Annotated in this window: 15 protein-coding genes and 3 pseudogenes; 11 read left to right on the top strand and 7 right to left on the bottom strand. The window is 69.6% G+C overall.

Annotation, left to right across the window (positions count from 1 at the left end):
- Positions 1-92: 92 nt before the first annotated feature.
- Both AB0A97_RS25245 and AB0A97_RS25240 read right to left on the bottom strand, forming a co-directional pair.
- Positions 93-1,301, bottom strand: coding sequence for a cytochrome P450 (locus tag AB0A97_RS25245; RefSeq protein WP_361153974.1), 1,209 nt, complete (start codon positions 1,299-1,301; stop codon positions 93-95).
- 96 nt (positions 1,302-1,397) lie between these two features.
- A complete protein-coding gene (locus tag AB0A97_RS25240) occupies positions 1,398-2,585 on the bottom strand; it encodes a cytochrome P450 (RefSeq protein WP_361153971.1) in 1,188 nt (395 codons plus the stop codon).
- Positions 2,586-2,708: 123 nt separating this feature from the next.
- Between AB0A97_RS25240 and AB0A97_RS25235 the strand changes: the two genes are divergently transcribed.
- The 4 genes from AB0A97_RS25235 to AB0A97_RS25220 all read left to right on the top strand — a co-directional run bounded on the left by AB0A97_RS25235 (position 2,709) and on the right by AB0A97_RS25220 (position 7,227).
- Entirely contained in the window at positions 2,709-3,254 is a 546-nt protein-coding gene (locus tag AB0A97_RS25235; protein ID WP_361153969.1) for a chorismate pyruvate-lyase family protein, read from the top strand.
- The gene (locus AB0A97_RS25230; RefSeq protein WP_361153966.1) at positions 3,251-4,891 is read left to right on the top strand and encodes an AMP-binding protein; all 1,641 of its coding nucleotides are present in this window, start codon (positions 3,251-3,253) and stop codon (positions 4,889-4,891) included. Before AB0A97_RS25235 ends, AB0A97_RS25230 begins: the two co-directional genes overlap by 4 nt.
- Positions 4,892-5,057: 166 nt before the next feature.
- The gene (locus AB0A97_RS25225) at positions 5,058-6,251 is read left to right on the top strand and encodes a cytochrome P450 (protein WP_361153964.1); all 1,194 of its coding nucleotides are present in this window, start codon (positions 5,058-5,060) and stop codon (positions 6,249-6,251) included.
- Between the two features lie 64 nt (positions 6,252-6,315).
- Positions 6,316-7,227, top strand: a complete 912-nt coding sequence (locus tag AB0A97_RS25220) for an LLM class flavin-dependent oxidoreductase (RefSeq protein ID WP_361153961.1) — start codon at positions 6,316-6,318, stop codon at positions 7,225-7,227.
- 65 nt (positions 7,228-7,292) lie between these two features.
- Here AB0A97_RS25220 and AB0A97_RS25215 read toward each other — a convergent pair whose 3' ends face one another.
- On the bottom strand, positions 7,293-7,877 hold the full coding sequence (locus tag AB0A97_RS25215) for an isochorismatase family protein (RefSeq protein WP_361153959.1): 585 nt from the start codon (positions 7,875-7,877) through the stop codon (positions 7,293-7,295).
- 695 nt (positions 7,878-8,572) lie between these two features.
- Here AB0A97_RS25215 and AB0A97_RS25210 point away from each other — a divergent pair.
- Positions 8,573-10,612, top strand: coding sequence for an ABC transporter ATP-binding protein (locus tag AB0A97_RS25210; protein WP_361153957.1), 2,040 nt, complete (start codon positions 8,573-8,575; stop codon positions 10,610-10,612).
- Between the two features lie 18 nt (positions 10,613-10,630).
- On the opposite strand, the pseudogene AB0A97_RS25205 reads toward AB0A97_RS25210, so the two are convergent.
- Positions 10,631-10,786: pseudogene (locus tag AB0A97_RS25205) on the bottom strand (DUF1345 domain-containing protein); the annotation flags it as partial.
- A gap of 1,212 nt (positions 10,787-11,998) precedes the next feature.
- Between AB0A97_RS25205 and AB0A97_RS25200 the strand changes: the two are divergent.
- The 5 genes and pseudogenes from AB0A97_RS25200 to AB0A97_RS25180 form a co-directional block, all read left to right on the top strand.
- Positions 11,999-12,199 (top strand): annotated as a pseudogene (locus AB0A97_RS25200) (hypothetical protein); the annotation flags it as partial.
- 238 nt (positions 12,200-12,437) lie between these two features.
- The gene (locus tag AB0A97_RS25195) at positions 12,438-12,752 is read left to right on the top strand and encodes a hypothetical protein (RefSeq protein WP_361153955.1); all 315 of its coding nucleotides are present in this window, start codon (positions 12,438-12,440) and stop codon (positions 12,750-12,752) included.
- The gene (locus tag AB0A97_RS25190) at positions 12,749-13,768 is read left to right on the top strand and encodes a WXG100 family type VII secretion target (protein WP_361153953.1); all 1,020 of its coding nucleotides are present in this window, start codon (positions 12,749-12,751) and stop codon (positions 13,766-13,768) included. The genes AB0A97_RS25195 and AB0A97_RS25190 overlap by 4 nt, the downstream gene beginning before the upstream one ends.
- Positions 13,765-14,370 carry a hypothetical protein gene (locus AB0A97_RS25185; protein WP_361153950.1) on the top strand — a complete coding sequence of 202 codons (606 nt, stop codon included), beginning with the start codon at positions 13,765-13,767 and terminating at the stop codon, positions 14,368-14,370. The genes AB0A97_RS25190 and AB0A97_RS25185 overlap by 4 nt, the downstream gene beginning before the upstream one ends.
- A 317-nt stretch (positions 14,371-14,687) precedes the next feature.
- Positions 14,688-14,921 (top strand): hypothetical protein, encoded by a 234-nt coding sequence (locus AB0A97_RS25180; RefSeq protein ID WP_361153947.1) that lies wholly within the window; start codon positions 14,688-14,690, stop codon positions 14,919-14,921.
- 498 nt (positions 14,922-15,419) lie between these two features.
- Here the strand turns inward: AB0A97_RS25180 and AB0A97_RS25175 are convergent, their stop codons facing one another.
- Both AB0A97_RS25175 and AB0A97_RS25170 read right to left on the bottom strand, forming a co-directional pair.
- Positions 15,420-16,019 carry a hypothetical protein gene (locus AB0A97_RS25175; RefSeq protein ID WP_361153944.1) on the bottom strand — a complete coding sequence of 200 codons (600 nt, stop codon included), beginning with the start codon at positions 16,017-16,019 and terminating at the stop codon, positions 15,420-15,422.
- Positions 16,020-16,495: 476 nt separating this feature from the next.
- A complete protein-coding gene (locus AB0A97_RS25170; protein ID WP_361153941.1) occupies positions 16,496-16,807 on the bottom strand; it encodes a hypothetical protein in 312 nt (103 codons plus the stop codon).
- A gap of 624 nt (positions 16,808-17,431) precedes the next feature.
- Here AB0A97_RS25170 and AB0A97_RS25165 point away from each other — a divergent pair.
- Positions 17,432-18,241: pseudogene (locus AB0A97_RS25165) on the top strand (DUF3592 domain-containing protein); the annotation flags it as partial.
- A 383-nt stretch (positions 18,242-18,624) separates the two neighbouring features.
- On the opposite strand, the gene AB0A97_RS25160 reads toward AB0A97_RS25165, so the two are convergent.
- A complete protein-coding gene (locus AB0A97_RS25160; RefSeq protein WP_361153938.1) occupies positions 18,625-19,230 on the bottom strand; it encodes a dihydrofolate reductase family protein in 606 nt (201 codons plus the stop codon).
- Positions 19,231-19,545 lie beyond the last annotated feature (315 nt).

The following is a 19,545-nucleotide window of genomic DNA, read 5'->3' as shown; positions in this document are numbered from 1 at the left end:
CCCGATACGACAAGACCGCCACCATCTACCTCGCCGGACTCCACCTCGCCGCCATCTTCATCTGGTCGGCGAGATGATCCGAAGGAAAGGCCCTAACGCCGGGCCGGTGAGGGCGCCCACGTCACGGGCAGTGCGACCGGCAGGGTCACCGCGGTCTGCGTACGCCACTCGACGCTCTCGGGCGAAACGGTCAGCCGCATGCCCGGCAACTCTTCGACCAGAACCCGCAGGTACGCCCGCGCCAGCATCCGGGTGACCGCTGCGCCGGGGCACCGGTGCCGGCCGCGGCCGAATCGTACGTGACGGCGGGTGTCCCGGCCGAGGTCCAGCCGCCCGGGGTCGGCGAACACGCCGGGGTCGGCGTTGGCCGCGTCCGGGGACACGAGCACCAGGTCACCGGCCCGGATGTGCTCGCCACCGACCTCGACGTCCTCCACGGCGATACGGGCGAGTCCGTCCCCGAGCATCACCGAGACGCGCAGCAGCTCTTCCACGGCCCGAGGTACCAGCCAGGGGCGCGCTCCCAGGGTGTCCAGCAGGCGCGGCTCCCGCAGCAAGGAGAACGCGGAGAAGGCGAGGAGGCTCGCCGGGTTGCCCAGCCCGGACAGCAGCAGCACGGTGCAGATCTCGGTCAGCTCACCGTCCGACAGGACACGGCGCTGGTCGTGCCGGGCCACCAGGTCACCGAGCAGACCTTCCGGGGACCGGCGCAGCCGTGCCAGTTGCTGCGTCATATAGGTGTCGAGGTGTGTCGCCTCCAGAGGCAGTGGGCTCGGGTCGGTTCCCGACCACAGCACGGCGAAGCAGGGTTCCAGCCGTGGTGCGTCCTCGGCAGGCAGGCCGAGCAGCAGACAGGTGACGGTCGCCGCCACCGGCAGGCAGACCTGACCGACCAGGTCACCTTCCCCGCCCTGGCGCGTCATCGTGCGCAGGGCGTCGCGGGTCGCTCGCTCGACCTGGGCCGGTGTGACATGTTGCTGCCCTGCGCCCAGCCCGCGCAGCAGCACCTCCCGCATCCCGGCCTTGCGCATCAGCCGGTCGAAACAGGAGAACGAGGCGGGCGGCGGAACCGGGTCCTGCTGAGGTGCCGTCGGGTCCGCTGTCCGCGCGAGACTGAACCGGTCGTCGTCCTCCAGCACCTGCCGCACCTCGCGATGGCCGGTCACGAGCCAGGCGAGATCCCCGGAGTTGGCGCGGACCCGGGACACCGGGCGGTGCTCGGCCCGACCGGCCAGTTCCGGCGCGATGCGGTCGCCGCGGTAGCTGAACGGAAAGCGGGGGACCTCTTCGTACGGACACACGGCAATGCCCTTTCTGGACGGAGCGGCCTCGCAAGGACGTGGGGCGCCCGGAGCGGCACGCGCTCCCGCTGCGCCCTGCTCGCCGGGCCGGGACGGTCACCACCGGACAGGGAGCGCCGTGAGGGTGCGTGGGAGGAGGTGCTGATGCCAGACGAGATCCTGAGGCGGTACGGCCGTTTCGATCCCCGGGAAGCGGGACAGCAGGCCCTCCAGCGCCACCTCCACCTGCATCCGGCCGAGTGCGGTGCCCGGGCAGTAGTGCGGGCCGTGCCCGAAGGCCAGGTGGCCGGTCGCGTCGCGGTTCAGGTCCAGCCGCTCGGGGTCCGGGAAGGCTTCAGGGTCCCGGTTGCCCGCGGCCGTCGAGACCAGGACGCACTGCCCGGGGCCGATCCGCGTCCCGCCGACCGACACCTCCTGCGCGGTGACCCTCGGCAGGCCCGCGGTGCCCAGCGGGGTGTAGCGCCACAGTTCGTCGAGGGCGGCCGGCACCAGGTCGGGCCGTTCGCGGAGCCGTTCGGTCTCCTCGGGGTGAAGCATGACGGTGAGGGCCATGTTGGCGATGGAACTGACGCACGCCTTGTGGCCGGCGATCAGCACCATGATGGCGGCGTCGACCAGTTCGCGTTCCGAGACCGAGGGGGAGCGGTCACGTACCTCCGACAGCAGGGTCAGCAGGTCCTGGGAGGGCGGCCTGTCGGCCGACGCCAGCAGCCGCGCGAAGTACCCGCGCAGCCATGTCCATGCCTCCCGCATCTCCCGCTCCGTTTTCCCGCCGACGCTGACCAGCACGCGCGTCTTCTCCTCCAGTTCGGCGTGGTCGGCGTAGGGAAACCCGATCAACTCCGAGATCACGGTGAAGGGCAGCGGCCTCGCCAGGTCCTGGCAGAGATCGCCGGGGCAGCCGCGCCGCTCCATGGCGTCGAGCAGGTCCGTCACGCACGCCCGCACCCGGGAGCGCAGCCGTTTGGCCTGCCGCGGCCCCAGCAGGTCCATGACCTCCCGGCGCACTCCCCAGCCCCGGAACCGGTCCATGACCACCGAGGGCGTCATGGGTACTTCCTGAAGGCGTGGCGCCCCGTCGGCGACGACCATGCCCACGTCGAACCGGCTGTCGGCGAGGACCGCGCAGGCATCGGCATGCCGTGTCACCAGCCACGCCGGCTCCCCGGTCGGTGTCGCCACCGGCGCGACGGGGCACGTCCGGCGCAACTCGGCGTATTCGGGGGCCAGTTCATGTCCGCGGTCTGCAAAGGGAAAAGGCTGGTTCTCGGCGTGCGACGTCATTTTCACTCTTTCGAATGGTTTCTCTGCGCGAGGCGCGAACCCATGAGATTGGATACCCGCCCGGAGGGGGTACGAAGCCTTTGCCGGTGCACATGTGTCGCGCAGGGCAAGGAGATTGAGGTGATGACGGTTTCCCCCGCCGGTACTCTCGAAGGTACAGCCACCCTTCCGCAATCGGCCAGACTCTTGATGACGACCGACGGCACCTTGGGGCCGCTGGTCGAGGCGATGGTGGGAGAGCCGATCACCGTGGCGCACTGTCACCAGGTCCCGGAACCGGCAGAGCGGTCCGTGGCCCGGGAACTCGACGTGGATCCCGATGATGCGCTGCTGAGCAGATGCGTCGATCTGGTGGGCCGACATACGAAGACTCTCTACATCAAGGCCCACTCCTTCTGGGTGCCGCACCGATTGCCGTCGCCCGTCCGGAGACGGCTCACGGACACGATGGATCCCATCGGCGCCGTCCTCCGGGATTTCCGTACGGAAACCTTCCGTGAGCTTCTTTCCTGGCGGTGGTGCGATCTTCCAGAGGACTTTCCGTGCCGGAATTTGTGTCAGCGCACCTATCGGATCGTCATGTCAGGAAGCCCGGCTTTTCTGATCACGGAGCGTTTCACGCACGCCTGTGTAGGTGTCACCCCGCCGTTCTGGGGACACCCGAAGTGATCGCCCGCCAGGAACAAGTCTTCGGCCGGCATCCCAGTGGCCACGAGGACCCCTTCACCCGTGATGCCATGAACCGGCTGCGTCCGTGGCCCACGCTGCTCCGCCCGCCGGGCCCCGGTCCCGTGCGGGCGCGCGTCAACGCCGCCGCCTCGCTGCTGGCCCACGCCGTCGACAGCGGCCTCGGGCACCGGCGTTGCCTCGTCACCGACCACGAGACGTGGACGTACGCGGAACTCCACCGCCGCAGTCACCAGATCGCCTCCGTGCTCTCCGACGACCTCGGCCTGCCGACCGGCGGCCGGGTGCTGCTGCGCGGCCCCAACGCGCCCTGGTACGCCGCCTGCTGGCTGGGCACGCTGCTGGCCGGTGGAGTCGTGGTGAGTGGTCATGAACAGATGTCGGGCGACGAGCTGGCCGACGTGGTGGAGGCCGCCGGTGTCACGCACGCACTCGGCCCTGTAGAACATCTCGACGCCCTCACCGCGGTCGCGCCCCACCTCGCCGCCAGCGCTTACCCCGACGGCTCCGCCCCTGCACACGGGGAGGCGGACCTCCCCGCGCGCTGTGCCCGCCGACCCCCGGCCGCGCACGTCGCCGACACCGCGGCCGACGATGTCGCCCTGATCATCTTCACGTCCGGAACGACCGGCCGGCCCAAGGCGGTCGTCCACTTCCACCGCGACATCGTGTCGGTGGCCACCGCCATGGGCGCGTACGTCACCGGACTCGCCACCGGCGACCTCGTCGCCACCACCGCCTCCCTGTCCTTCGTCGCTGCCCTGAGTGTCGCCCTGCAAGGGGTGCTCGCCACGGGCGCCGCCGCCCTCATGCAGCCCGCCGGCCGCCCCGAAGAGTTCTTCGCCGCCGCCGGACGCCACCGCGCCACTGTGGTGATGGCCAGCCCCGGGTACTACCGATGGGCCCTCCGGTCAGCACCCCGCTCCGCGGCCCACACCCCCCGCCGCTACCTCGTCGGGGGCGAGCCACTGCCCCGCGGCACCGAGGAGGAGTGGTTCGCCCGCACCGGCCTCCGCCTCACCAACATCTTCGGCAGCACCGAACTGTTCAGCGCCTTCGCCGCCACCCGCGCCGGCGGCCGCCACCGGCCCGGAGCTGTCGGCCACGCCGTGCCCGGTTACCGGCTCCGCGTCATCGGGCCCGACGGACAGGCCGTGCCCCCGGGCGAACCGGGCCGGCTCGCCGTGACCGGCCCCACCGGCGTCCGCTATCTCGACGACCCCGCACGTCAGGCCGCTGCCCTGGAAGACGGGTGGACCCTGACGGGCGACCTCTGCTCCCTCGGGCCCGACGGCATTCTCTGGCACCACGGCCGCCAGGACGACCTCGTCATCATCGAGGGCATGAACGTCAACCCCACGGAGACCGAGGTGGCCCTTCTGCGCCATCCCGCGGTGCGGCAGGCGGCCGTCGTGGGCGGCACGGCCGACGACGGCGGCACGGAGCTGCACGCCCACCTGGTGATCGACGGCCCGGACACCGGGCTCCTGCTGGCCGAGATCCGCTCGGCCGTCGAACGTCGTCTGGCCCCGTTCAAGGTACCCCGCCGGTACTTTGTGCGCGATTCCCTGCCCGTCACCCACACGGGAAAGGTGCAGCGCTCCCGGTTGCGCCCCTGACCGTGGCGGCCTCGCCCCGATCACGTACACCGGGGTTCGGCGCCCGGCCCGGCGGGCGCGGCCCGGGTCCCGTCCGAACCCGCCCGTCCGCGAGGCACCGACCGTGCGCGTACGCCCCCCGTACGCCGACGAATCCACACCGCTACCTGGAGGGAGGCCCCTCGACGTGACCGGCGAGCAGTCCTCAACCGCCTTCCCCGTGCCCGCTCCCCGTGGCGCCTGCCCCTTCGACCCACCACCCCGCTACGTCCACGCTCTGCGTTCCGCTCCCGTCACCCGGGTACGGCTGTGGGACGGCACCTCCTGCTGGCTCGTCACCGGACACAAGGAGGTCCGCGAGGTCCTGCGGGACCGGCGGTTCAGCGCCGACCGGACACGTCCCGGCTTCCCGTTCCTCAGCCGGAGCCGAGCCGCCCTGGCCGACCCCAGCTTTCTGTGGACGGACGATCCGCGCCATGCCCGGCTGCGCCGCATGGTCACCGCCGACTTCACCTACCGGCGGGCCGAGTCGATGCGCCCCTGGATCCAGGAGCTCACCGACACCCTGCTCGACCGCATGACCCAGCAGGCGCAGCCCGCCGACCTGGTGACCGCTCTTGCCCTGCCGCTCTCCCTCCGTGTCATCTGCCGGCTGCTCGGCGTCCCCCACGACGACCATGTCCTCATCACGGAGCACAGCGGCACCCTTTTCGACACCCGCTCCACCCCCGAAACCGTCCGCGAGACGGAAGAGAAGCTGCTGGCGCACCTCACCGCCCTGGTCGAGGGGAAGAGAGCGGCCGGTGACGGCGGCATCCTGGGCCGACTGGTGGCGGCAGGCGACCTGTCGCCCGCCGAGATCGCCAGTATGGGGCGGCTGTTGCTGGTCACCGGCCATGAACCGAGCACGCACATGATCACCCTGTCCGTCCTCGCCCTGCTGCTCCACCCCGAGCAGTTGGGGCGGCTGCGAGCCGATCCTTCGGCCGTCCCGCAAGCTGTCGAAGAGCTCCTGCGCTACCTGACAGTTCTGCACGGCGGCGTCCCCCGGACGGCGACGGTCGACGTCGTCGTCGGCGAAGAGCTCATCGCGGCGGGCGAAGGTGTGCTCTGCATGCTCAACACGGCCAACAGGGACGAGACCGTCTTCCCCGCTGCCGACACGCTGGACACCGACCGCGACGCACGTGCCCACATCGCCTTCGGGTACGGCACCCATGCCTGTCTCGGCCGGTACTTGGCCCGTGTCGAACTGGACGTGGTGCTGCGTACGCTGCTGCACCGCCTGCCCCGTCTGCGTCTCGCCGGTCCGGCCGAGGACCTGCGCTTCCGCGAGGAGATGGCGGTCTACGGGGCGCATCGGCTGCCCATCGCCTGGTGACCTCCGTGCTTCCCCGTCTGCCCGGCGCCCGTCCTCCCGCTCCCGTCCGAGGAAAGGCCGGTCCATGAGCCTCCGCCTGAGCTGCGTCATCCTTCCCACCCGCCGCTGGCACGAACTGCGCGGGCTCTGGCGGCGTGCCGAGGAGCTCGGCTTCCACACCGGCTACACCTACGACCACCTGCTCTGGGAGCCGCTGCGGGACCGACCGTGGCTCGGGGCCGTACCCACCCTCACGGGCGCGGCCTGCGTCACCGAGCGGCTGCGGCTCGGCACCCTTGTCACGTCACCCAACTTCCGGCACCCACTGCCCCTGGCCCGGGAAGTCATGACCCTGGACGACATCTCCGGCGGACGCGTCACCCTGGGGGTCGGCGCGGGCTGGACGGGACACGACGCCGTCGTGCTCGGCCGCCCAGCCTGCTCCGTACGGGAGCGGGCCGATCGTTTCGCCGAGTTCGTGGCCCTGCTGGACCAGGCATTGAGCGCCGGAGGAGACGCGGAGGCCGTGTCGTCGTACGAGGGCCGGTGCTTCACGGCACGGGAGACGAGCATGCTCCCCGGGTGCGTTCAACGGCCGCGGCCGCCCTTCGCCGTCGCTGCCCTCGGGGCTCGTGGGATGAGGGTGGCGGCGCGGTACGGGCAGGCATGGGTCACCGCCGGGGCACCGGAACTGTTCGGGACGACCGGCAGTCCCGCTGTGGCGCGCCGTGCCCTCCGGCGACAGCGTGACGCCCTGCACGCTGCTTGTGAGCGGGTCGGTCGCGATGCCGCCGGCATCGACAAGATCCTCCTCACGGGCTTGACCGCCGACCGCCCGCTGGCGTCCTTCGACGCTTTCGTCGATCTGGCGGGCGTGCATGCGGAAATGGGCTTCACGGAGATCGTCCTGCACTGGCCCACCGCGGAATCCTGGTTCGACGCCGACGAGAAGCTTTTTGAGCGCGTCGCCACGGAGGGCCTCGCGCAACTGGCCTGATCCACCGCCGGGGTGGCGGGCGTTCCGTACATCGGGAAAACCACCCATCACCGCCGGCAGCGTGCTCAGGAATGGTTCTTGGCCAGCATCTCGATGATTGCTCGGGTGGTTCCGGTTTCTCCGAGGTGCGGGAAGATGCGCTCGATGCTGTTACGGTGCGCGTCGGCGTCCAGGTCCGACACGGCATCGATGGCCACGGTGATGTGGTATCCGTGCTCGTGCGCGGATCGCGCGGTGGACTCCACCCCCATGCTGGTGGCGATTCCGGCCAGGACGATCTGTGTCACACCACGCCGCCGCAATTGCAGGTCGAGGTCGGTGCCGTAAAAGGCACCCCAATTGCGCTTGGTCACCACGATGTCGCCAGGGTGGCCCGTCAGTTCGTCCACGATGACGTCCCAGCCTCGCGGCCAGTCCCCGGAGACGTAGGACACCTCCTTCCGGCCCGGTACGGCGTCACCGCCGTCGGCGGCGGTCGTCACGCGTACCAGCACGACCGGTGCCCGGTGGGCACGGAAGGCTTCACTCAATTCGACGGCGCGGGCGACCACCTGGTGCCCGGGCAGGGGGGTGACGGGGGCGGCGACCATACCGTTCTGGAGGTCGACGAGTACCAGGGCGGTCTGCTCGTCGAGTGTGCTCAGTGCCATGGTCTTCCTTTCGCTCATTCTTGGGTCGCGGAGGTGAAGGGCGTGCGGGAGCTGTTGGGCGTGCGGGAGCTGTTGTGTCGGCGCGGGAACATCCAGCCTCCTGAAGGCAAGGCGCGGATACCGGGCGGACCCGGACGGTAATGCCTGATCGTGTACTGCCCTCGTATTCGTTGACGCGCATGCTTCCGAGGGGCGCCTTGTCGCACACCTGGCGACGTGACAGGCCGTCGGGGTGCCGCGTCCGTACGCGAGATCACTGTCGGCGGGTGTCAGAATGAGTGTTCATCCCTGCGAGTGACTGGTCCTCGTATTCATGGCCAACCCCTGTGATTCTGGATAGTCTGGCATCAGTCATTCGTGACAGGCTGGACACTGACCGTCCGAAATGCCCGCGAGGCGGGGCGTCGGTGATGACTTGGTCACTTGCCGCGTCTCCGAGACGCCTCCACTCGCATCCGAGACGCCGCCACCCGAATCACCCGCCCTTTCCGGCTCCTCTCCCCGTGCCCCCCCTGCGCTCTTTCGTGCGGCGGCTGTCGGGGGAGGGACTGAAGCAGCGCGGCTCGTCTCGTCGGCCCACCGCCGAGAGAGGGATGAAAACATGTTGCCCGTTCTGCCTTCCTTCCGGTGATGGTGTGATGCCGTCCTCTGTACCCGAAGCAATGAAAACGCGGAAGTGCAAAGAAGAATGGCGATTGCGGCTGGTCCTGGCCGGACGCGAGTGCTGGGGCACCGCCGTCCTTCGGCGCCACCCCCGGATCGCGGGGCTGCTCTGCGGCGTCGCGGCGTCGAGGTTTGCCGGTGCGACCGTGGCCGTCGGCTCCGGCGGAATCGGGTTGCTGCGTAGGGCTCTGGTGCGGTTCGGCGCGGTCGCCACGACCACGGCGACCGTCTTCGGCGGCGCCCGGCGCCGGCCCGACCGGACCGGTGAACCACCTCGGCGCCCCTCGCCGGACACCGCCTCGGCCGTCCCCAGCCGGCACCCTGTGCTGCGCATCGTCGGACGCCACCAGCCCCGATTCTTCCGCGCCGCACTGCTGTCCGTGCTCAGCCAGCTCGGCGAGACGCTGCAGGTCCTCTTCATCGGCTGGTTCCTCTTGATGCTCGCTCTGGGGGAGAGCGCCACGCTGTCCCGCCTCGGGCTGCCCGGTGCCACCGCGCAGCTGTGGGTTCTTGCCGCGGTGGCCGTCCTGTTCCGCGTCGCCACCACGGGCCTGTCGTACGGCACGGAGGTCACGTGGCACCAGCTCGGCCAGGACGTGCAGCATGACTGGCGGGCCGTGTTGTACCCGCACGTTCAGCACATGGAGATGCGGCACCTGGAAGGTGAGCGAACGACCCGCGTGGCGGGTGTCCTCACCGACGACCTCCACGGAATCGGCGACTTCGTCACGTCGGCTCCGCACGAATTCCTGCAACTGGTGATCTGCTTCCTGGTCATGGTGCCCGCCTATTTGCTGCTCGCCCCGCAGATCGCCTGGATCGCCTTCCTGCCGGTCCCGTTCGTCATCTGGCTGTCCTTCCGGCACCGCAAGCGCTCCGCCGCCGACTACGTGGCGGTCACGGAGAGCCGGGCCCGGCTCACCTGCCAGGTCATCAACAACCTGGAGGCGAGCGCCACGGTCAAGAGCTTCTGTACCGAGGAGTTCGAGGCCGACCGGGTCAAGGAACTGAGCGATCGGTACCGCCGTACCAGCCACTACGCGACACGGAGATCCCTGCGGCACGCCCAGGCCGTGTACCTGTGCACGGCCACCTCGATGGTGGGGACCCTGTTGCTGGGTGGACGTGAGGTTCTCGCCGGTGCGCTGTCGGCCGAGGCGGTCAGCCCGCTCATCGGCCTTCCGCAGCTGGCCATCTGGAAACTGACCCGGCTGGGCAGCACCGTCGAGCACTACCACCGGGCCCTGAGCGCCCTCGACCGCGTCGAGCACCTGCGGAACCTGCCCGTCGAGACGGATCGCGAGGGCCGGCGGCTGGACCTGCGTCAGCTGAAAGGCGAAGTGCTCCTCGACCGGGTCACCTTCGCCTATCCGGGACGTGCGCCGGTCCTGCGCGACCTGTCACTGCGCATCGCGGCCGGCCGGACCACCGGCATCGTCGGCGCCACGGGAGCCGGAAAGACCACCATCGCCAAACTCCTCATGCGCTTCGAGGACCCGCAGGCCGGCCGTGTCCTGCTCGACGGCCAGGACACGCGTGAGCTGCATCTGCACGACCTGCGCAGCGTCATCGGATTCGTCGCCCAGGACGTCTTCCTCTTCGACGGGTCGATCGGCGAGAACATCGGTTACGGGCGTACCGGGGTTCACCCCACCGACGTGACCCGGGCGGCGGGACTGGCCGAGGCGGACAGCTTCGTCGCAGAACTGCCCGCGCGCTACGACGCGGTGATCGGCGAGCGGGGAGCCGCGCTCTCCGGCGGACAGAAGCAACGCATCGCGCTGGCCCGCACCTTCCTCAAGGATCCGCGGATCGTCATTCTCGACGAGGCGACCTCCGCCGTCGACAACGAGACCGAGGCGGCCGTCCAACGCAATCTCCAGGAATTCAGCGAAGACCGGACCGTGCTGATCATCGCGCACCGGCTGTCCACCATCCGCCACGCGGATCAGATCTACGTACTCGACAAGGACGGCGTGCTGGCGGAAGAGGGCACCCATGACGAGCTGGTCGCCCACGACGGACTCTATGCCTCGCTGTGGCGGCTACAGACCGGCGAACACCGCGCATGACACGCCGACGGGCCGCGGTCAGCCGCTGTCCGGGGCGGTGATCAGGCAGGCGACCATGACGGTGTCGAAGACGGACGCGACGACCGAGTTGGCGGCAACCGTCCGTCGCATGTCCCGCGAGGTCACATTCACGTCCGTCGTACCGAACGGCGTCATGACCGCCAGCGCGCAGTGGCCCCGAAGTTCTCGGAGGCTGCTCATCAGTGCATGGAAGACGTCCGGCGCCGGGCCCGTACTGAGTGGGTGGGTGACCCCCTGCCGGGTGTTTCGGCCTCGCGGAGCGGGCGGCCCGAGACGAGTCGGGAACTCTGCTGCCACAGTCGTCTGTTGTCAGCGAAGCCAGCCGCTTTGCCAACCAATCCGGTCGAGCAGGGGCGCTCTCAGGTGGGACACTTGTTCACATGAAAGAGGTGCGCTGCGAGCGATGCGACAACATCATCGGCATGGGTTGTGCCTGTCCTCCTGATGGCAGCGTGCCCCAGGCGCACTCGGAGGACAGGCGTGTTCGACAGGAGTGGCGGCGGTTCCCCGGCAACGCCATCTTGATCAAACAGAATGGTAAGGCGCACGTTCCAGGCGCCTGCGATCACATGACAGAAGACGAGGTGCAGCCTCCGAAGTGGGGTTGGATCCTCGACCCGCCCCCCGGAGAGTGGAGCCGTATCAGCGAAAGCAGCCCAGTCATCGCCTCTGGGGGGAACGCGCGGCTGCGGGCGACGAGCCGGTGCATGACGTGCATGGGGACTCTCGGCGGCTGATGATCTCCAGGGCGTGCTGCGCTGGGGAGCGCTGACCAGAGGGCCGACGGCTTGCCGTCGGCCCTCGTTCGTTTCGTGGTTCTGGGCATGCCGGATGCGGCACGCCCCGGTTCGATGGTGACGGACAGTTCGCCGGGAGCAGACAGGAAAGATCGCCAAAGGACCGGTGGAAAGCCGCAGGGGCATGTCAACGTAGCCGACCTTCCTCGAAACCCCTGGTCAGAGTGGTGACACCGTGGAAGTGGATGGCCTGCAACCTGGACTCGCCACGACCGCCGAGCCTTCGGCTCCGCCCCTGGAGGCTCGGTCCCCGGCCAGCCGATGCGGGTGCAGGACCAGTTCGCACACGCCGAGTTCACGCACGTCGTGGACGACCGTGCCGGTGTCCACATCACCTCCCGTGATGGCCGGTTCCACCTCGGCTGGTTCCCCAACGGCAGGCCCGGCGGAGCCGACGAGGACTGGGTGGAGGACGAAGGATGGATGACCGCCATGACCGGCACGGCGAGTGCTCCTGGCTACAAGATGCCCTCCGGAACCGAGACGCCGGCCGATATCGCCGCCGACGCGGCGCGGGTGCTGGAGGCTCCCCGATGCCCTCCGCCGCGCCTTCACCGACCCCGAACGCCCCGAACACCTCGAACGCACCCTCCGCCGCGGACTCGCTCATATCCAGCGACGCCCCAGCCTCGTCGACGGCTGCCTGAACGAGACCGGCCTGGCCATCACCTCACGCCGACCGTCCCCGACCCGAAAAGGTTCTTCGGCACGGGTTCTGTTCTGCGCCGAGTCGATCCGGTGGTTCCAGACCGCACGGTCTGCCGGTTGATGGGCGCGAGGGTCGCGCCCCGGGAGTCGGCAACCCGTATCGGCGTACTCGGAGTCGACATGCCCGGTGCAGGCACACCCGTGCGACGTCGCTCGTCGACTATGGCTACAGTGATCTCGCGCGATCAACCATCCCATTTCCGCAAAGACTTGGAATGGAGATGGCAGTAATTCGCATATGGGGAGCCAAGTGATCACAATGCGTCCCTATGCGGACAACGGGGTAACAGGAGGGCCGAATGGGTAACGGCTACGACGTCGAGAGCGCAGCTCTGCGCCGGTATGCCAACGCGGTGGACGAGGCGGCGGGTCGGGTCGAGAAGATCCGTAACCGGGCCCGCGGTCTGGAACTGTCCAGCGGGGTGTTCGGGATGCTCTCCGAGTCCGAGAGCCTCAAGGCGGACTACGACAAGCAGTCCGAGGAAGCCGTCAGCGATCTCCATGACGTCAAGGAGTCCCTGGGGGCCATCGCCGACGGCATACGGCTGGCGGCCGACGGCTACGACACCAACGAGGACGACCAGGTCCGGCTCATGGGCGGTGGTCAGGCGTGAGCCAGGCACTGGAACGTATCGGGTTCGACGTCGACTGGAGCAACCCGCTGGCGGGCGCGCTCGACTCCACGATCCGCGGCGCCGTCAAGAGTCTCGGACTCGACGAGTACCTGGAGAAGGTCAGCGGCGACGACGAGAAGCTGATCGCCACCGCCCGCGAGTGGCGGACCGCCGCCTCCGAGATGCAGGGCGTCGTGGACGACCTCCAGGCCGAGCGCCGGACGCTGCAGGCGTCCTGGACGGGGGAGGCGTCCACCGCCTTCGGCACGACCATGACCGAGTTCGAGCAGGCCCTGAAGGGCGAGGCCGAGGACATGATCACGGTCGCCGAACTCCTGGAGATGGCGGCAGAGGCCTGCACCGAGGCCGAGGAAACGATGATCGAGCTGATCACCGAGATCGTCGAGGCACTGCTGGTGGCTGCCGCGACGGCGGCGATCGTCGCGATCCTCACCGCCGGCGTCGGCGCGGCCATCGGCCCGCTGATCGGGGCCGCGGGGGCCACGCACCGGGCTTTGAAGGCCGTACGGATCACCGCCAAGCTGGCGGACAAGCTCAAGGACCTCGCCGACCGGATGCGTGCCCTCCAGAAGCTGCGGAGGGCACGGATCAAGGCCAAGGCGCTGTGGCGCAACAAGAACGCCCGCAAGAAGATCAACAGGGGGGTCAAGCAGGTCGTCAAGCGGGCCGCGGGAGCCAAGGCCGCCGGGGCCGTCATCGACGCGGCGCCGCTCGCCGACAGCGTCATCGAGCACCACACCGGTGTGGACGTCGGCGAGAAGGTCGGCCAGTGGGCCGACAAGGGGGAGGCCGCGCTCCATGACGCGACCGGACTCAAGTGGGTCGACGTCGGCGGCCACCGGTGGGACGTGGAGCACCAGGACGCGGGCAAGCCGCCATCGCCCACGGAGCAGCAGAAGCAGTACGCCGACCGCCCCGACCCCAAGAGCTTCGACGAGCGGCTGGCCGAGGCGGCTCCGCGGGCGGCCAAGCCCGTGCGCGAGGTGTTCGGATGAGTCTGCGTGTCGCGCTGGGCCGGGTCCCGTACAAGGAAGCCAGGGAGCGGGCCGGCGAAGCGCTGCCGGGCGACGAGCGGCTCGTACAGAACGAAGTGGCCTTCCCCGGGCACCGGCTGCCCAAGCCGCGCCGGTGGAATCGCCCCCGCGTCCTTGCGGGCCGCCGCCTGCCGGGTGACCGCTGGGAGGGCGCCAAACGAGTCTTCTGGCTGGTCGACGCCATCATCCAGCCGATCCCCGATCTCTTCGGCGCCCGACGCAAGAAGGGCAAGCCTTTGAAGGGCGGCTGGGGAAGCCTGGCGGGCCAACTGGCCACCGCCCTGTGGCCCCGCGTACCGACCACCGACGCGCTGCCCGTACTCCAGCTCACCGATCGCCACCTGCACGTCACCTATGTGCAGCGCGGCCGCCGCCGCGGCGAACTCGGCGCGGTCGAGGCGGGCTGGAGCACGCCCGCCTCCCAGGTGGCGTGGATCCGGCACCGTACGGACATCGACGCGGACACCTACGAAATCGGCTTCACGGACGAATCCTGGGCCCGGGTGGAGATGCCCAGCCAGCACGCCGTGTACTTCGTGGAGTGTTTTCCGCGGGGCGGTTGAAAAGGCCGGGCGGGCACCTGGTTCCCGGGACCACCCTGCCGGACGTCGGACGCGGCCATGGCGTGCAGGGGCCACCCCTGCGTCGCGGGGACCACAGGGCGCGACCAGCGGTTTCATCCGGTGGGGTGCGGAATTTTGCTGACTTCCGAGGGTTCCGACATTTCCGCCTGAAGGGTTCGTTGGAGACGGGGGCGCAATGAGCTGACGACGCTACTACGTGCTGGTGCCGACAGGTATGCGTTGTTGCTGGACAACACGCGGCCGAGAGGCCGGCCTCGGCGAGACAACCGAACGACAGCGCGCCCGCATCGTCGCCCGTGGCGACCTCGGCGCCGCCCCCTTGGCCACAGGAGACACACAGGCCACGGACCGACATCGACGAGCATGCGGGGCTGCACAAGCTCGCCGCCGGCCGCCCGAAGAAGCGCGACGGGCGGGAACCCTACAGGCTCGCCGCCGTACCGGCCGGGCTGATGGCCGACCGGGCCTGGGAGCTCCCGGCCGCCGACGGCAGCGTCCTGGACCGCTGGCCGGACATCGCCGCCCCGTAACTGCCCCACCACGTCACAGCCGTCGCGTTCCACCCGGGAACCGAGCAACTGGACCTGCGCCCGGGCCCCGGCTACTGAGCTGCGCCTGATCACCGCGCGGATCATCGCCACGGCGAACAGCACGACCGGCACCGGCGCGGTGCGCACGGTGCGAATCCTGCCCCCGGGTGCCGCACCCGTGCCCCGGACCGCGCCGGAAGCCCCGGCGACGGCCAACACGCGAGCGGAGCGAGCGCCAAAGGATGCGCCGCACCTCATTGGGTTTGTTCCGACGCGGCGGCGGAAGTATGCGGACATGCCCAAGCCGAAGAGTTTCACCGCGTGGTCGAAGACCCGTACCGATCAGTACCACGCCATCGGGGATTTCGCTCGGGACGTCTCCGCTGATCCGCGCTGGCCCGCACGCAAGGGGCGGCAGGGCCAGCTTGACTGGGCGGCCCAGGGCCCGGGCTATTCGGAGGGCTCTGGGGGGTGGTGGTTCGTGTTGACGCCACGGTTTCAGGCATCCTCCACCGTCTCGGCGACACGGCTGGCCAGGTCCTCCCACGGGCGTGGAGCGAGGACCGGCACGTCGGCCGCCCGTGCCTGTGCGGCGAGCCACCGGCCGTACAGCACGCTGACGCGTGCGCGATGGCGCTGTGGTCCGGCCTCCGGCTCCCGGCGCAGGTAGTTGGCCGTCACCTGCTCCTCGTCGTCCTCGTGGAGGAAGACGGACCGGACCGGACCTTTGGGCGTCGCCGGTCTGGGCAGGACGTAGTCTCCTTCCAGGATCACCGGGGTGTCGGTGCCCACATGGTTGGCCACCACCGCCTCGATCGCCGGTGCCAGTGCCTCGGCGATCGCGATCTGCCGCTCGGCCACCGACTCGGGCGCCTGTAGGGCGGCCTGCGGGTGGGTGCGCCAGAAGTGGACCTCGGGCAGGTGCTCGGGCAGTGTCACCGCAAGGAGGGCCTCCACGATGTCGTCGACCTCCACGACGGGGGCGTCGTACCGTCGTGCCAATGCCCGCCCGACACCGGTCTTCCCCATCCCCGACGCGCCCCCGACGACGAGCACCCGCCAGTCGGGAAGACTCTTCAACTCTTTCCTACCGTCCACGCGGGCAGAGTACGGTAACCGCCTTCTTTCCCTCGAGCCACAGCAGCCGCAGCAGCCGCAGCGGTTCCCGTTCGGGGAACGGTCGCGGTGAGCGAATCCGTCCCCCTACAGCATCACCTTCTGGCTGGACCGGCACAGCACCTCTGGGTGATCTCGGGCGGGCGGAGAGCTTTGGCGACAGCGTGAGGTTCAGCGCCGGCGGCCGAACGGCCACCAGCTCCGGCGCGCGGCCGCGGGGAGGGAAAGCAGGCCGCGGCGTCCCAGGCGGCGGGGCACCTACGCTGCCAACTGGGTATGCACGGAAACTGCGTCGGCACCTGACGAGCAGCTCAGGTCGCCGCCGGGTTGGAAGGAAGCGGCTGTGCCGGGCCGCCGCCGGCAGCGGCCCGGGAAGGGTCAGGGCGGTGACCCTGGTGCCGGGGCGAGAACGCGGGCCCCGCCGCCGTGGTGAGTTTCGTCCTGCTCGCTTTTCGGCTTCAGCAGTGCACGTCCACCTTGATGACGGTGTTGTTGCCGTCCAGCGGTCGTTCGGTCCATGCCTCGACCCGGTCCCACGTGCCGTTGACGTAGGTGACGGTGAAGGAGTTGCCGTGGGCCTTGCCCCAGGAGTAGCGGTCGTTGATGGGGTTGTAGCCGCAGTTGTTCATGTTCCACCATCGCCCTGCGTCCGATGCGAGGCGGATGCAGGCCTTTCCCCAGTCGCACTGAGGCGACCAGCCCTTGAGGCCGGGCGAGGCTGCGGCCGGCCCGCTGGCGAGGGCGACGGCGGCTCCGAAGGTGGTTGCCAAGACGGTGGCTCGGGACGCTAACCGGGTGATCGACTGCATCGCAGATCCCTTCTTGTAGGGCCATCCGTGCGGTACGAGAGTGACAGACTGGGCACGCTTCAGTAACCGATCCGGGTGCGAATGGCCAGCATGTGATGCCGAACGCTCAGCGCGGTTTCCGGACACTGAGCGACGCGCGTCATGAAATTGCAGGTCGCGCGGCTGCTGAGCACGGAGTTCAGGGTGTTCGATCCGGGCGCGGGTGCAGAGCTCCGGTCAAGATCGCGGCCAGAGGGCGGCATGCCTTTTTCGCCGCCGCGTCCGGGGCCTGTCGCGGCCGACGGCACCCTGGCCTTGGCCGGTCCGGCCGCCATCACCGCCCAAGGCACCCTCCGCGTCCAAAGCACCTGATCGAAACAGCCCTGGGGCATCAACGGCGACCTACCAACAGGGCGCGGAGAACTGGTGGCTCGGCCCTTCCGGCGGGTGAGGGCAGGCGCGGAGCGTCGGTGAAAGCCGGGGCCGCAGTGGCGCTGCGAGCAGCACGCCGCCGCCAGGTTCGGGCGCGGGCGTGATGCCGGCTGCACACCGTGTTGGGCGTGTTTGCCCTGCACAGAGAGGTACACCCCTTGTCTGCCGACATTTATGATCTTGGGCATGGGGTCGATACCGGAAGTGGTGCTGCGGGGGCGAGGCGTCGTCTTCCGGCTGGAGGCGTATGCGGTGCGGGTGGTGCGCGGCCGCACCACGTGGACGGTGCCGCTGGCTGCGATCGACCGCGTCGCGTACGCGGGAGGACGCGTCCTTCTGGAGCTGTCCGGCGATGAAGCCGTCCAGGACGGCGCTTTCACGCTGATCACCCGCAACGCCACCGCCGCCGATGCCTTCGTGCGGCAGGTGCGGACCGCTCTGGCGCGTCCGCCGGCCTCGGGGCAGAGTCCGAGCCGCGTGGTGAGAGAGGACGCCGGCCGCCGCCGTTGGCGTCTGCCGCGTCTGTCGGCGGGCACGAAGATCGGCCTGGGTGTCGTGCCGTACCTCGCGTTCGCCGCCGTAGCCGTGGAGGAGGGCGCTAAAGCCGGGGTCGGCGGCCTGGTGGGCTTCACCATGGCCTACGGTCCCGCGGGCTGGCTGATGCTGTACTTCGGCTGGACCGAAGTGGTGCGCGACGCCTTGATCCTGCGACGGCGCGGCATCACCGTTGCCGGCCGGATCCGGGACTACAAGTGGCGCCGCATCGGGGAGGACTCGGGAGAGTGGCACCCCGTGTATGAGTTCCAAACGCTGGAGGGCCAGCGCCTGGTCGTCACCCAGACCGCCGGCCACGCACACAAGGGCGGCAGTGGACCGGTGGACGTGACCTACGACCCGCTGGCTCCGACGCGCGTCCGGGGCCTGCGCGACAAGGGACTCACCGTACGCGGCATCGTGCTGACCTTCTTCGGCGTGCTCTCCGTCCTCTTGATGCTCATCCCCCTGTGGCTGGTCATCTCCGCCCTGCTGACGGCCTGCCCCCGGCTCGCACCGCTGCCGCCGGCATCGACCGCGACGCTGTCATCGCCGGTCTCACCCTGCCCTGGAACTCGGGCGTCGTAGAGGGGCACGTCAACCGGATCATTCTCAGCTCGCGAGGCTCTGCCCAGGAAGCGTCCGGCGGCGCATCCATATCCGGAAGACGGATCTTTGCGGGGACTGAGGCCTGGGAGGGCGTACGTGGGCTCACCTGCGACGGTCCAGGTGGGCCGGGCGCCCTGACGTTGGCCGTTCGCCCCCTACTGAGGTCTTGCTCCGCGCGCGTCGGCGCCGGCCTGGTGTCGTCCGGACCGGCGGACGGGGCGACGTCACGCAGGGGCGCCGAGCGGCGGGTGCTCGAGCACGCGGGGCTTGTACTCGACCAGTTGGATGCGGCCGTCGAAGGTGCGGTGCTCGGTCATCTCGAGGGCAACGTCCGGGTAGCCGTCGTAGATGCGTTCTTCGCCCGTGGCCCCGGTGATCACCGGGAACATCACGACCCGGAAGCGGTCGACGAGTCCGGCTCGTAGCAGGGACCGGCACAGGCTGAGGCTGCCGATCGTGATGAGGAGCCCCGAGCCACTCGACTTCATGGCGCGGACCGCCTCGACGGCATCGTCGCGGACGAGCGTGGAGTTGGCCCACGTCAGTGGCTCCTTGAGGGAGGAGGAGAACACCACCTTGGGCGCTTGCGTGAGCTCGTCGACGGACGCCTCTTCTTCGGGCCTGAACTCGTCTTGGCCGTGCGGGACCTCGCCCGCGGCGAAGCCCGACATCTGGCGGTAGGTGTTCGCTCCCATCAGGTAGGTGGCCTCGGGCTGCTCGCCGAGCCATGCGAGGTACTCCGGGCCCTCCAGGCCCCAGAAGCCGGGCCACCCCTTTCCCGATGCATGGCCGTCGAGGGAGGTGATGAAGTCGACAAGAAGCTCCGACATGGCGGTGTCCTTACGTGGGGTGCCGCGAACTTGACCGACCGGGAGCAGCAGACTCATCGGCCGCGCTGTGGAGTAACGAGGAAACGGCCTGGGCCAACCATCACGCTCAGCCGGGCCAAGTACAACACTCAGGGGCCAACTGAAACGCTCAGTCACACTTGTGAGGACATCCGTTGCTCGTCCCTCCCGAAGCGTATGCAGCCCGCAGTGTCTCGTGGTCGTTTCACGCGCCAATCCGAGCCCGGAGAGGCCGGGCGCATACCCGTACGAGGCCATCTCTCGCCCTGACTCGGGCCGATCCCGGCCCTTGAACCG

It is taken from the genome of Streptomyces sp. NPDC045470, from assembly GCF_040646595.1.
Lineage (GTDB): Bacteria > Actinomycetota > Actinomycetes > Streptomycetales > Streptomycetaceae > Streptomyces.
This window is presented reverse-complemented; position numbering and strand designations above follow the sequence as displayed.

What these genes read in the sequence shown, in the direction of transcription:
- AB0A97_RS25185 (WP_361153950.1), top strand. Translation starts at nt 13,765, where the DNA reads ATGAGTCTGCGTGTCGCGCTGGGCCGGGTCCCGTACAAGGAAGCCAGG.
- AB0A97_RS25240 (WP_361153971.1), bottom strand. Translation starts at nt 2,585, where the DNA reads ATGACGTCGCACGCCGAGAACCAGCCTTTTCCCTTTGCAGACCGCGGA.
- AB0A97_RS25220 (WP_361153961.1), top strand. Translation starts at nt 6,316, where the DNA reads ATGAGCCTCCGCCTGAGCTGCGTCATCCTTCCCACCCGCCGCTGGCAC.
- AB0A97_RS25235 (WP_361153969.1), top strand. Translation starts at nt 2,709, where the DNA reads ATGACGGTTTCCCCCGCCGGTACTCTCGAAGGTACAGCCACCCTTCCG.
- AB0A97_RS25195 (WP_361153955.1), top strand. Translation starts at nt 12,438, where the DNA reads ATGGGTAACGGCTACGACGTCGAGAGCGCAGCTCTGCGCCGGTATGCC.
- AB0A97_RS25160 (WP_361153938.1), bottom strand. Translation starts at nt 19,230, where the DNA reads ATGTCGGAGCTTCTTGTCGACTTCATCACCTCCCTCGACGGCCATGCA.
- AB0A97_RS25215 (WP_361153959.1), bottom strand. Translation starts at nt 7,877, where the DNA reads ATGGCACTGAGCACACTCGACGAGCAGACCGCCCTGGTACTCGTCGAC.